Origin of the sequence: Steroidobacter sp. (genome assembly GCF_036402275.1) — a bacterium.
In the GTDB taxonomy this organism is placed as follows: Bacteria; Pseudomonadota; Gammaproteobacteria; order Steroidobacterales; family Steroidobacteraceae; genus Steroidobacter.
The window spans coordinates 136,897-149,526 of sequence record NZ_DASWTF010000002.1 but is presented as its reverse complement, the minus strand read 5'-3'; the positions used below and the strand labels follow the sequence as shown (position 1 = coordinate 149,526).

The following is a 12,630-nucleotide window of genomic DNA, read 5'->3' as shown; positions in this document are numbered from 1 at the left end:
CTTGCAGTCAAGGGAGCCGTGAAAATGCGTGTGTTGTTATCCACCTTTGGATCACGTGGAGATGTTCAGCCTTTGCTCGCATTGGGCGTCGCCTTACGCGCGCTCGGTGCGGATGCACGCGTGTGTGCACCTCCGGATGAGGAGTTCCTGAAACTTTTTGCCGATGCCGGCGTGCCGTTGCTGCCTGCCTTCAGGTCGGTGCGTCAGTGGCTCGCCGAAGTGTGGCCGAAGCGCGCGACGATCTCTTTGCCCATGATGGCCGCGCAGGTCATGGCAGCTCAGTACGAAGCCATCGACGCAGCGGCGCAGGGATGCGATGTGATGGTTGCGACCGGCCTCTTTTCCTCCGTCGCCGCCGCGCGATCCGTGGCGGAGAAGCGGGGCATCCGTTACGTACACGCGGCTTATTGCCCGTTGTTTCTACCTTCGCCGTATCAGCGTCCGTTCGAATATCCGAGCCATCCGCATCCGCCGGGCGTGACTGACAACCAGGCCCTCTGGGATAGAGACGTGCAGGTGATGAACGAGATCTTCGGCGGCGGGCTCAATACATTGCGAGCATCGGTCGGTTTACCGAAAGTCGATAACGTGCGTGATTACTGCTGGACGGATCGGCCATTGCTCGCTGCGGATCCTGTGATCGCGCCCTGGCGACGTCCATCGAAGTTAGACGTCGTGCAGACCGGCGCGTGGATCCTGCCGGATGAGCGGCCGCTTCCGTCGGATCTACTGTCGTTCCTCGATGGCGGCACGCCGCCCGTGTACATCGGCTTCGGAAGTCTGCAAGCGCCGAAGGACTTCGCTCGAATGGCGATCGACGCCGTGCGCGCTCAGGGCCGCCGCGTTCTCATATCGCGTGGCTGGGCGGAGCTAGCCCTGGTGGATGACGCTGCAGATTGCTTCATCATCGATGAGATCAACCAACAAGCGTTGTTTCCTCGCGTGGCTGCCGTGGTTCATCACGGCGGCGCGGGCACGACGACAGCCGCCGCTCGGGCAGGGGCTCCCCAAGTTGTCGTGCCTCAAATCGGTGATCAGCCTTATTGGGCCAGCAGAGTGTGGGACTTGGGCATCGGCGCGGCCCACAACGGGCCGACGCCCACGGCCGAATCGTTCTCGGCCGCGCTCGAATCCGCGCTGACTGCCGGCACTCGCGTGCAAGCACTCGCGGTCGCCGACAGAGTTATCGGCGACGGAGCGATGCGGGCTGCGAAGCTTCTCCTAACGGCAGACGAACATCGTGTGGCTGGCTGAGAAGCGTTCCAACTCACGCTCGATCTCGAGTCCTGCCCGCTGTACGCAGGTGCGCATGGCGGCCGAGCTGTACATTTTGCTGTTGCCGTTGGCGAGACAAGCGAAGTACAGCGACGTCATTGCGAGCACGTAGCGTGCGGCGGCGTGCTGCTGATTGTCCCAGTACGTTTCGACGATATAGATGCGACCCTGTGGCGAGAGCGCGCGCCGTGCGCGCTCGAGAATCGAGACGATCTCGTCCTCGCCGAAACAATCGAGGAACTGGCTCATCCAGATGGCGTCCTGGCCGGGCGGAAATTCGATCGAGGCGTCCAGGAAGTCGATCGGATGATACGTGGCGCGCGCCGAGTGACCCTCGGCAACGATGGCCTGACGCGCTATCTCGAGCTGCCCCGGAAAATCGAGCAACGTGACATTCACTTGCGGATCGTGATTCAAACAGGCAATCGCGAATTTGCCCGTATTGGCGCCGACATCGAGCAGCCGCTTCGGCTTGTCCGTGAATACTTTCGGCAGCGCCGCAGGAAACATGGGATCCGAGTAGTAGTGGTCGAAGGCGAGCCAGCTTTGCTGAGCCTTCGGCTGCAGCTGGGTGAGACCTTCATAGATTGTGTTCCAGGGCCCCAGCTCACTCAGTCCCGCCGGTTTGCCGGTCATCACCGTCTCGCGAAGATGCGCCACCCCTCGGTAGCAAACGTCCGCCGTGAAATCCATGTTGACCCGAGTCATCGGGTCGCGGAGGACCAGCATTCCGAGCTGGCGAATGCGGAAGTGGTCTCCCTCGAGCGCGACGAGATCGGACACTACGCCGGACTCGAGCAACACCTTCACGCCGTAGACCGGCACGCGTGTGAGCTCCGCGATGCGCTCGGCCGTCAGCCCGTCCGGCCGGCAGTCCGCCAGCGCTTCCAGAATGCCGAGCTCTCTCAGTGCGAGCGCGGCGTGAAATGAGAAGGGCGCGAAAGCAAGCTTCTGGGCGTCAATGATCGCTTCGTACAGCGGTTTCTCGTCGCGACCCGGTCGTTCCGTCAAGTTGATCACCCAAATGCATTAGCCACCGGCCGCCATTATCCACCAATCCGCCGTCTGTTTCCGTGACTTGGGGCCGATAGCCGGCGCCACATCGGCCATCTCGCGGAGCGCCAGACAGACAGGAACTCTGGATCCTGTCGGCTTTCCTCCGATCATCCAGCGCTATGGCGAACCGCCCGGTAACAGCCAGTGATGCACGTTCGACCATCCGAGGAAACGGCGGCCGCCGTCGTCGGTGGCCGGTTTGCCCTGAACCGCGTTGGCGAGGCCGCGCAAGACGGGTGCGAAGCGCTGCTGAAAGCCCTCGGACTGCTCGCGCAGATGCGCATCGGCCGAGGCCAAGAACTTGGCAACGTCGCCGCGGTCCTGAAGCGAGAGATAGAAGATCATTTGTCGCCAGGCATACGCCGTGTTCTTGAGCATGAGCAGGCGTGAGTGAGGGTCGTCGAGCTTCATTTGGTGACGCTGGCAGATCCATCTGAAACAACGATCGGCCATGTCCCAGAGCTGATTGCGCAGCCGGGCATTCAAGTCCGCATCGACGAACAAGGGCGCGAGATTCTGAGTCGTCAGGATCTGTTGCTGTTCGATGATCATGCCGTTCTCGGCGGTACTGCGCCCTGCCTTCGTCTGCACGCCGGCGCGCGATGCGCAGAGTTCCGCGAGCTCGTCAGGCTGCGGCTTTTTGTCTCGGCGCTGTCCTTCTTCGGACTGCGGCACGCGTATCGATAGCACCTGCTGGTAGTCGATGTCGAAGTAGGTTGCATAGAGGGACCCTTCGAGCAACCACGCAGCGATGTGAGCGGCTTTGACGAACTTTCCGGAGAACTGCCCCATGAAGATATCCGCGGCAAGCTCGTCGACCAACGGAGTATCTCGTCCCGCGCCTTTGATCAACGCGCGCAATTCCTGCAGCAGCTTGTTTGGCAGTATCACGTGAGGAAAGGCTGAGATCGTGATAGCCGAGACTTCCTCGAGTGCTTGCCTCGCCACGGCGCGCTCATCGCCGTTCACGATCCGGAATCGTTCCATCGCCGCAACCCAGGGCAGCTCGTTGAGGCGAACCTGGCTCTCGAGGTTCAGAAGTAGGAGCGAGCGCCGGCGTCGGAACGCCCGATACGTGGCTGCATAAAGCGTTCGTAGCGCCGGATCGCTGAAGCCTCGCGCGCGGAGACCAGATGTGATCTGGGGGAGCAGGCGAGCCAGCGTTTCTCCCGACGAGACGAGCCCGCGCTCGATGAGCTCGTCTATCGTCTGATTCAAACAGCGTTCGATTTTGTGCAGGATCGACTCGGGGATCGCCGTGCCTGCGGGCATGTCGAAGGTGGCTGCCTCGGCTTCGGCGATGGGGCGGATCAATCCGTCGATGGAATCGAGTCCTTCCGAAGTCGGGTGCTGCTGCAGCCGAGCGGATACCACGGTTGCGATTTGTTGGTGAGTAGGTCCCGTGACATCGTTGAGTTGACGCTGACGCGCGGCCACACACTGCGCCGAGCCAGGAGCCCCTCGCTTGGTCACGTATCGCTGCAGGATGGTGCGAAGCCTTGCGATGTCCTTACTCGTCACCGAGCGCGAATCTTCGGCCGCGCGGCGCAGAAGCTCGCGTACTTGCGCGAAGTGATATTTGGGGCGCTCGGGCTTCGAGCATAGACGATGATTGTTTCGCAGTTCGGAATATCGCTGGAGCAGGAGCGATGCTCTCGTTGCCCAGTCGGATGGAAATCTGGCGCAGGGTGTGTCGTTGACGACGGTTTCTGCGAGCAGCTCGACCATTCGATCGTAGAGCGGCGCCCAGATTTCGACGGCCTCCTTCTGGGCGAGAACTCGTAGGTTCTTGCGCATCGCCTTCAGGTCGTGAAGCGTCTCGCCCACCGTTTGCAGGTGTGCGCGAGACGTCGAGGCAGACTGCGATTTGTCTGTAGGAACCGGATAGAAGCGCAGCTTCTCGAAGTAGGGCGCGAGACTTTCGATCAGGTCGCGCGCTTCATTCGTGTGTTCTCGTTGCGCCAACCAGGCGGCTACGAGCAGCGCGGCCTCCTCGGGAACGTTGATTTCATACCGACCCTTCGCGAGCCGATCTTGCAGGTCTTGCAGACCTTCGTCGGAGAGGAAATATCCGTTGAGCACCCGCCGCTCGGCGCCGGGCTCGACCGACGGCAATCGAGCCAGCAAGGGTTGCTCATGTTCGAGCAAGGGTCCGCCCGCCAACAGTTGTCCCGTGGCAAAACCGCCCGTGATGACTTCCAGCGTTGCCCACGGCGGAACATCCTGAACCGGCGCTCGACTGCCGTACTCGACGGAGCCTGTGAGCATGTTCGTTAGCACCGCTTCCCAGCGCGCGACCTTCGCTCGTGCTCGTTCGCGAACTTCGGGGTCGGCACTCTCCGCGATGCTCATCAGCGCTTTCGCCAGCTGCCCCATGGCGTAGCCGGGATTCACGCCGGTCCGCTTTGCTTCAGCCGGCGGTTGTTCGTCGCGTTCGCTCATAATGCCAATGAGTTGAGTCCGGGGGCTGGAGTCGAACCAGCGCCCACTCGGTACCAGCCGAGCGTTCTACCGCTGAACTACCCCGGAATAGCTGGATGAGACGGGTGCCGTTGGTTACTTTAACATTGTCGAGCGCATCGAGGCACTTAACGTCAACAACCTATTCAAATATGGACACCGCCAATCGAACCGAAGCCGAGGCATGGCTCATGACCGCAATGACCGATGTATTGAACCGATCGCTGCGGGCCTTGGAAGACGCCGGCGCAATCGATGCTCGTAAGCTTCGAACGGCCTACTACCCAGGCAGCAGATACTACGAGCTGGTCACCGAACAGATGGTTTACGTCGCGAACAATGCGTTACAAAATTTCGATGCTGTCTGCGAAGCGCGGAAAAAGGACTGAACGCCTTTAGCTTCCCTACTGTAGTGGACTGGCGTGAGCTGTCGCGCCGTCGCGCGTGAAGTTGAACTTTACGAGCATCTCTCGCCGATCTGCCGAATTCGCTGGCGTGAATGTCCATTTCTTCGATGCTTCGAGGGAGAGCCGCTCGAAGTAGCGGCTCGGCCCTCGATCTTCCGCGGCGGTATCGACAACCCGGCCTTGTTTGTCGATCCCGACTCGGACCGACACTCTGACTGTGCCCCGGATAGTGTCCAGCGCGCTTTGCGGGACGTCCGGAATCACTTCGTCGATGCTTGAGGGCGGCGCATCTGGTTGTTGCCGCGCCTCCAACTCGAGGGGTCTCGCCGCAGTCGCCGCCGAACTCGCCGCCGTCGGTTCAGTAGCCGGCTTCGAAGACGGCCGCTCCGTGACAGCAGGCGGGGAAGGCGGGTCGAGTCTCAAGATGCCGATGCCAAGCCAAAGCAGCACCGCGACAACTCCAAGAGTCAGCAGCACCGCAGTTCTGCTGAAGCGCGGCCGGGCAGCGGGCTGCGGCGGGTCTTGCGGCGTCAACTTTATGCGGATCACCAGCCGGGTGGCGGACTCAGTGTCCAACTGGGAATCGGTCGCCGGCATTTCTATTCGATCTGTTGGCAAAAGGATGACGAGAGCGCCGCTCTTTATCCTTGATCTGACTCGGACGCGCAATCGGATAGTCACTGACCGTCCCATCGAAAGCGCTGCACGCACGACGCCCGGAGCGGCGCAAAAACAATTGCGCCAGTCCATAGCGCGGCACTAGCGCGTTCTTAACGCCGTTTAACGCCGTTTCACGTCGCTGAACTTGGGATGGGCGCGATGAGGTGGGAAAGTCTTGCACAGACGAGACGGCCTGAAGACCTCAATCGACGGAGAAGCTTGATGAACTCGCCCCCCACTTCAACCGCAGCCAGCCGACGCGAAGTTCTCATCGCTGGCGCGTTGGCGGCTGGGCTGTCCACTGCCGCGTTGGCCAGCCGCTCGGAGCAACGACCTGCTCCTTCTCCGCAAACCATAGGAACACGCACTGTGAACATGATTACCAGTAAAGACGGCACCCAGATCTATTACAAGGATTGGGGCCGCGGTCCGGTGGTGACCTTCTCCCACGGTTGGCCGCTCAACGCCGATGCCTGGGATGGCCAGATGCACTTCCTGGTGCAGCAGGGATTCCGAGTGGTTGCGCACGATCGTCGCGGTCACGGCCGTTCGGAGCAGGCGTCTTCGAACAACGACATGAACGGTTACGCGGACGACCTGGCAGCCGTGATCGAAACGCTGGATCTCAAGAACGTCACGATGGTGGGACATTCCACCGGCGGTGGCGAAGTCGTGCGCTACATCGGGCGTCACGGCAGCAAGCGGGTGGCCAAGGCGGTGCTCATCGGAGCAGTGCCGCCGATCATGCTCAAAACGCCGGCGAACCCGGAAGGCATCCCGCTTGCGATCTTCGACGACCTGCGCGCATCCCTGGCGAAAGATCGTTCGCAGTTCTACAAAGATTTTGCAATTCCGTTCTACGGCGCGAATCGCGAAGGCGCGAAGGTTTCGCAAGGCACGCTCGATCAGTTCTGGTTGTGGAGCATGCAGGTGGGCCTGAAGAATGCGTACGAGTGCATCAAGGCGTTCTCGGAAACCGATTTCACCGAGGACCTGAAAAAGATCGACGTGCCGACACTGATCATGCACGGCGAAGACGATCAGATCGTGCCGGTGAACGATACGGGCAGGAAGTCCGAGAAGCTCGTCAAAGGCGCCAAGGCCATCTACTACCCCGGCGCGCCGCATGGGCTGACCACCACGCATCAGGATCGGATCAACACCGATCTGCTGACCTTCCTCCGTAGCTGAGATTCCACCATGGATAATTCAATCCTTTCGTTTGCGCTCAAGAGTGTCGAGCCGCCCGCCAGCCTCGGGTTGTCGACTTACTCGCCTTCGGAGTCCAAGCACGGCTTTTCGCTGGATCAGATGCACTCGGTGATGGCGGAACTGTGTTCCGCTGTCAGAAGCGCGCTCGACGACGAGCGCGGCATCGCCGAGGAGAGCCTGCGGCGCGCCACTGAAGTTCTGCAAAAGATGGGCGGAAGCGAAGCCGCCCCGAAGGAAGCACCGGTTCGCGGCGGCTTGTCTCCGTGGCAGATCCGCAAGGTCACGAGTCATGTCGAAACCAATCTGGATCGTTCGATCACCAACGGTGAGCTCGCCGCGCTGGTGCGTTTGAATCCGTCGCACTTCGGCCGAGCGTTCCGCAATAGCTTCGGCGAGCCGCCACACGAGTACGTCATCCGACGGCGTGTGGAGCGCGCGCAAGGGCTCATGTTGTCGACCGATGCTTCGCTCAGCGACATCGCGTTGGACTGCGGCCTCGCCGATCAATCGCATCTCACACGTTTGTTCCGCCGGATCGTCGGCGAAAGCCCGCGAGCCTGGCGTCGAGCTCGCATCAGCGAGCCCGTGTAATCCCAGGAGAAGTAAATAGTGAACGTAAAGAATCTAGCGGTCATCGTCACCGGTGGCGGTGGTGGAATCGGCTTGGCGGCGGCTCGCGACTTCGCCAGCGCCGGCGCCAATGTTCTGATCACCGGCCGCCGGGCCACGGTGCTCGAGGAGATCACGCGGGCAACGCCCGGTATCGCCTCCTTGACCGCTGACGCCGGAAATCCCGAGGACGCGCGTCGGACGATCGATAAGGCTGTCGAGCTGTGGGGCCGGGTCGATGTGTTGGTCAACAACGCGGGCGCGGGCGCGCCGATGCCGTTGGCCGACACGACGCTTGAACATCTGAAATCGATCTATGCGGTGAACACCTTCGGTCCGACGCTGCTCGCGGCTGCGGCTGTACCGCATCTCGTTAAATCGCGAGGATCGATCATCAATATCTCGAGCAGCCTGGGGACCAAGGCGGTGGCCGGCTTCGGGGACTACTGCGCGAGCAAGGCGGCGTTGGAACAACTGACGCGCTGCTGGGCACTCGAACTCGCGCCGCAAGGTGTTCGAGTCAACGCTGTAGCTTCGGGACCGGTGGAGTCCGAATTCCTGCGTGATCGCATGCGTCTGTCGTCTGCTGAAGTCGAAGCCGTGAAAGAGCAGGAGCGCAAAGTGATCCCGCTGGGTCGCCGCGGCGTGCCAGAAGATGTCGCGCGCTGGATCGTGGCGCTCGCCAGCCGCGACGCCGATTGGGTCACCGGCCAGGTGTTCGCCATCGACGGCGGCTTCACGTTGGTTTAAGCCTGCAGAGACCAGGCATCTCGCCAGCTCAGCTCCGCAATCATTGCGGAGCTATCCACCTCGGACTCGTGGGCGTCGATAGTATTCATGCAGGAGGATCATCAAAGTCGTCCGGCAAGCCACATGGCTACGTTGCGAACGTAGCGATGCACCGACGCCATCGCGCGCGCATTGTTCGGCAGGTCGTAGACAGGTGTTTCGCTGACGAAGTCGGGGCTGCCCCGTTTGGGATCCCAGTTGTAGTCGGCGAAGTGATGGAACGTGGACTCGGCGATCGCCGGGCCCTCGATCTCCGAACGCTCGAAGGCGACCGCGATATTGAATCGCTGCCCGGTGGCCAGGCTCGTTCCAGTCGCAATCACGCGCGCAAATTGATCTCCTGCGGGTGCAACGACCGCCCCTTCATGCGGATGGGCAGGAAGAAACATGATCGCGCCGGTCTCGGAGTCAGCATCGCGCATCACTGGATGCAATGGGAGCTCTGCTCGCACACGCTGCGGCGCCCCGTTTGGGCCCGAGTGAAAGTTCGGCCACTGAATCTGCGGCGTGCCGCGGTCATCCGGAGGCGGGATCGGCCACGTGACGTTGTGCGTGTGAAATAGATTGGCCGCGCCCACCGACCCGAGATCGCAAACGGAACAGCCAAGGTCCATGTGATCGCGAGCGAGCAGGAGCCCACCGCCTCGCGCTCGAAACCGCTGGATGCCCTCACGATCCTCGTCGTGAAGACCATCGCCGACATCGACAGCGAATAGCCACAGCTCGTCGTAATTCGAACGATCCAGCGTGGAGAGAACGGAGTCGGGCGCGCCGACCTTGTCTCGATCCCTAGCGGTGACTTGGAAGAGTGGGGCGCCGGCGGCGTCTCGCAGCGAAGCGAGATAGTCGCGCAATATCGAAAACCGACCGATGTGCCAGTCGTTTTCGGTCGACTCGATCGTCGTCTGCAGCAGAATCTGTATTGGATTGCTCACGTCGGTTGCTTCCAAGCCGCGCAGTAATCGTAGCACGCGTGCAGCTCCTTGATGACCGTGAGGATCTGCTCCGAAGTGAGCACGACGACCGCCTCACTGGACTGCTCAATGACGGCGCGCCCGTCCGGAGTCATATAGACCTTGGTTTGAACCGAGCTCCCAGTGTCCGCACTCATGGCGCCCTCCAAAGTATCGTCCCGATTGCCGTGGGAGTGTCCCATCGGCAGGCACGCAGTGCTTGAAGGATCGAGGCGTGACTTGGACGAATACAGAAGCCGGCCCGCACATAATCGCGCGGGCCTTGAAGGTCTGAAGTTATTGCAGATTGACGAACAACCCGCCGTCCACCAGCACCGACGCGCCAGTGACATAGCCCGCGAGGTCGGAGGCGAGGAACACGACGCAGCCGGCGACGTCGTCGGGACGGCCGAGGCGGCCCAGAGGAATGCGTCCTTCCATGTATTCGCGCTTGCCGGGTTGCGCCAGGTCTTCCTTATTAATGGCGGTTTCGATGGTCCCGGGCATCACGGAGTTGCAGCGAATGCCGTAGCGGCCGAGCGCGATGGCGCAGGACTGCATCAGCGAGTGCACGCCCGCCTTGGTCGGCGTGTAATGCGTTTGATATTCGCCGCCGACCAGCGCGCTGATGGAGCTGATGGCGATGATCGAACCGCCCTTGCCCTGATCCTTCATCTGGTTGGCGGCGGCCTGAGTCATGTAATAGGCGCCGTGCAAATTGACCTTGAGCGTGCGTTCCAATGTTTCCTGCGGCATGTCGAGGAACGAATGGAACGGGCAGATGCCCGCGTTGCTGACGAACACGTCGACCTTGCCGAACTCTTTCACGGCTGCTTTGACGAACGCGGTCGCGGTCGACGCGTCGGCAACGTCGCCTTTCACGGCAATGGCGCGGCGGCCTCTCTTTTTGACTTCCGCGACCACATGGTCCGCGTCCGCGCTATTGCCATGGTAGTTGATGGCGACATGCGCGCCGTGCTCGGCACAGCTGAGGGCGGTGCCGGCGCCGATGCCTTGAGAGCCGCCGGTGATAAGAACAACTTTATCTTGCAATAACATCGATGCAGCCTGTCTTCAGATGCGACGTCCCTTGTCGCGTGGGCGAGGGGCGTTGGCCTTGTCGGAGGGTTCCTCCTTCAGCCAACCGAACTGCTCACTGATCGCCGCGGTGGTCTCCTTTACCGTCGCGGCGAGCGTGGCCATGCGGGCGTCGCTCATATATTGAGCGGCGCCCGACACGCTGATCGCAGCGACGATGCGTCCGCCCGCTTTGCGGATCGGGGCGGCGACGCAGCGAATGCGATCTTCGTTTTCTTCCAAGTCGAAGGCGTAGCCTTTCTGCGCGTAGCCGCGCATGCGCTTCAACCATGTTTCCCAATCGGTGCTCGACGACTTGCCGCCGCATTCGCTTTTCCACAGCTCGCGCCAGCGGCTTTCGCTCTCATCGAGGATCAGCGCCTTGCCGAGGCCGGTGGTCGTCAGCGGCTGACGCTCGCCGACGCGCGAGCTGATCTCGATGCGGCGGCGACCGGGAATCTTATCCAGATACAACGCGCGCCAGTCCGCGAGCACGCCGAGATGGATGGTGTCGTCGCTCGCATCGGCGAGCTCCTGGAGATAAGGGCGCGCCACGCGCGGCACATCCATTTGCTGATTGGCGTTGTAGCCAAGCTCGAGCAACTTCGGCCCTAGCCTGTAACCTTCGCCGGGCGTGAATGTGAGATACCGACGCTCGACCAGCGCGGAGGCGAGGCGGTGGGTGGTGCTGCGAGTGAGGCCGAGCTGTTCGGCCAGCTCCGCGAGCCCGATGGTGCCGCCGGAGACCGCTTCCATCACGTCGAGGCCGCGAAATAGCGTCTGCGAGCCGCTCGGCTGGTTGGCCGGCAGCGCGGGCTTACTCTTATTCTTGGAGGTGACCGAATTCATGAGGGCTACCTTGGCTAGAGTTTAGCGGTTGCTTGGTCCGTTGGTCCCAATTTATAATATCTCATCCCACATAGTGAGATCCAGGAGAAAATGAACAGACCGGCCACCATCAAGCAGGTTCGCGCGTTCGTGGTGCGCGGAGGCGGCGCGGATTATCACGATCAGGGCGGAGGGCATTGGATCGACGATCACATTGCCACCCCCATGAGCCGCTATCCCCAGTATCGCCAGAGCCGCCAGAGTTTTGGCATCAACGTGCTCGGCACGCTGGTAGTGGAGATCGAAGCTTCTGACGGGACGGTCGGGTTCGCGGTGACCACGGGCGGCGAGCCGGCGGCCTACATCGTCGAAAAGCATCTCGCGCGATTCCTTGAAGGCGCGCCGGTCACCGACATCGAAAAAATCTGGGACCAGATGTACTTCTCCACCCAGTACTACGGCCGCAAAGGTCTGGTGGTGAATGCGCTGAGCGGCGTCGATCTGGCGCTCTGGGACCTCGTCGGCAAGCTGCGCGACGAGCCCGTCTATCACATGCTCGGCGGCGCGGTGCGCGACGAGTTGCAGTTCTATGCCACGGGCGCACGCCCCGATCTGGCGCAGAAGATGGGCTTCATCGGCGGCAAAATGCCTCTGCATCACGGCCCGGCCGAAGGCGCGGCAGGCTTTCGCAAGAACCTCGAAGAGCTGGCGGCGATGCGCTCCAAGGTCGGCCCGGACTTCTGGCTCATGTTCGATTGCTGGATGAGCCTGGAGCTGAACTACGCGGTCAAGCTGGCGCACGCCGCGCACGAGTACGGTCTGAAGTGGATCGAAGAAGCGCTGTCCCCCGACGATTACTGGGGCTACGCCGAGCTCAAGAAACAAGCGCCCAAGGGCATGCTGGTCACCACCGGCGAGCACGAAGCCACGCGCTGGGGCTTCCGCATGCTGCTCGAAATGGGCTGCTGCGACATCATCCAGCCCGATGTGGGTTGGTGCGGCGGTCTCACCGAGCTCATCAAAATTTCGGCGCTGGCGGATGCACGCGGCGCGCTCGTCATTCCGCACGGCTCCTCCGTGTACAGCTATCACTTCGTGATCACACGGCATAACTCGCCGTTCGCGGAGTTCCTGATGATGGCGCCGAAGGCCGACCGCGTGGTGCCCATGTTCAATCCGCTGCTGCTCGATGAGCCGGTGCCGGTCGACGGCAAGCTCAAGGCCACCGAGCTCGATCGCCCCGGCTTCGGCGTCCGGTTGAATCCGGACTGCAAGCTGCACCGTCCTTACACCCACTGAGTTTC

13 protein-coding genes and 1 tRNA gene are annotated in these 12,630 nt (G+C 61.7%); 6 read left to right on the top strand and 8 right to left on the bottom strand.

Annotated elements, in window-relative coordinates; genetic code table 11:
- Positions 1–24: 24 nt before the first annotated feature.
- The gene (locus VGD45_RS00755; protein ID WP_331153347.1) at positions 25–1,254 is read left to right on the top strand and encodes a glycosyltransferase; all 1,230 of its coding nucleotides are present in this window, start codon (positions 25–27) and stop codon (positions 1,252–1,254) included.
- On the opposite strand, the gene VGD45_RS00750 is transcribed toward VGD45_RS00755, so the two are convergent.
- From VGD45_RS00750 to VGD45_RS00740, 3 genes are all read right to left on the bottom strand, one after another.
- Positions 1,222–2,286 (bottom strand): class I SAM-dependent methyltransferase, encoded by a 1,065-nt coding sequence (locus VGD45_RS00750; protein WP_331153346.1) that lies wholly within the window; start codon positions 2,284–2,286, stop codon positions 1,222–1,224. The genes VGD45_RS00755 and VGD45_RS00750 overlap by 33 nt on opposite strands.
- A gap of 162 nt (positions 2,287–2,448) precedes the next feature.
- Positions 2,449–4,773 carry a hypothetical protein gene (locus VGD45_RS00745; protein ID WP_331153345.1) on the bottom strand — a complete coding sequence of 775 codons (2,325 nt, stop codon included), beginning with the start codon at positions 4,771–4,773 and terminating at the stop codon, positions 2,449–2,451.
- Between the two features lie 16 nt (positions 4,774–4,789).
- A tRNA-OTHER gene (locus VGD45_RS00740) sits at positions 4,790–4,860 on the bottom strand.
- Positions 4,861–4,982: 122 nt separating this feature from the next.
- Between VGD45_RS00740 and VGD45_RS00735 the strand changes: the two genes are divergently transcribed.
- Positions 4,983–5,180 carry a hypothetical protein gene (locus VGD45_RS00735; protein ID WP_331153344.1) on the top strand — a complete coding sequence of 66 codons (198 nt, stop codon included), beginning with the start codon at positions 4,983–4,985 and terminating at the stop codon, positions 5,178–5,180.
- A 15-nt stretch (positions 5,181–5,195) separates the two neighbouring features.
- Here VGD45_RS00735 and VGD45_RS00730 read toward each other — a convergent pair whose 3' ends face one another.
- Entirely contained in the window at positions 5,196–5,795 is a 600-nt protein-coding gene (locus VGD45_RS00730) for a hypothetical protein (RefSeq protein ID WP_331153343.1), read from the bottom strand.
- A 438-nt stretch (positions 5,796–6,233) separates the two neighbouring features.
- Here VGD45_RS00730 and VGD45_RS00725 point away from each other — a divergent pair, with 438 nt between their 5' ends.
- The 3 genes from VGD45_RS00725 to VGD45_RS00715 are packed head-to-tail and all read left to right on the top strand — an operon-like array spanning position 6,234 to position 8,429.
- On the top strand, positions 6,234–7,049 hold the full coding sequence (locus VGD45_RS00725; protein ID WP_331153342.1) for an alpha/beta fold hydrolase: 816 nt from the start codon (positions 6,234–6,236) through the stop codon (positions 7,047–7,049).
- A gap of 9 nt (positions 7,050–7,058) precedes the next feature.
- Entirely contained in the window at positions 7,059–7,661 is a 603-nt protein-coding gene (locus VGD45_RS00720) for an AraC family transcriptional regulator (RefSeq protein ID WP_331153341.1), read from the top strand.
- Between the two features lie 15 nt (positions 7,662–7,676).
- Complete coding sequence (locus VGD45_RS00715; RefSeq protein WP_349263179.1) at positions 7,677–8,429, top strand: SDR family oxidoreductase; 753 nt, start codon at positions 7,677–7,679, stop codon at positions 8,427–8,429.
- 101 nt (positions 8,430–8,530) lie between these two features.
- Here the strand turns inward: VGD45_RS00715 and VGD45_RS00710 are convergent, their stop codons facing one another.
- From VGD45_RS00710 to VGD45_RS00695, 4 genes are all read right to left on the bottom strand, one after another.
- Positions 8,531–9,403 carry a hypothetical protein gene (locus VGD45_RS00710; protein ID WP_331153339.1) on the bottom strand — a complete coding sequence of 291 codons (873 nt, stop codon included), beginning with the start codon at positions 9,401–9,403 and terminating at the stop codon, positions 8,531–8,533.
- Entirely contained in the window at positions 9,400–9,579 is a 180-nt protein-coding gene (locus VGD45_RS00705; protein ID WP_331153338.1) for a hypothetical protein, read from the bottom strand. The genes VGD45_RS00710 and VGD45_RS00705 overlap by 4 nt, the downstream gene beginning before the upstream one ends.
- Positions 9,580–9,718: 139 nt before the next feature.
- Entirely contained in the window at positions 9,719–10,480 is a 762-nt protein-coding gene (locus VGD45_RS00700) for an SDR family NAD(P)-dependent oxidoreductase (RefSeq protein ID WP_331153337.1), read from the bottom strand.
- 15 nt (positions 10,481–10,495) lie between these two features.
- Complete coding sequence (locus VGD45_RS00695) at positions 10,496–11,347, bottom strand: IclR family transcriptional regulator (protein ID WP_331153336.1); 852 nt, start codon at positions 11,345–11,347, stop codon at positions 10,496–10,498.
- 90 nt (positions 11,348–11,437) lie between these two features.
- Between VGD45_RS00695 and rhmD the strand changes: the two genes are divergently transcribed.
- Positions 11,438–12,625 (top strand): L-rhamnonate dehydratase, encoded by a 1,188-nt coding sequence (gene rhmD / locus VGD45_RS00690; protein WP_331153335.1) that lies wholly within the window; start codon positions 11,438–11,440, stop codon positions 12,623–12,625.
- Positions 12,626–12,630 lie beyond the last annotated feature (5 nt).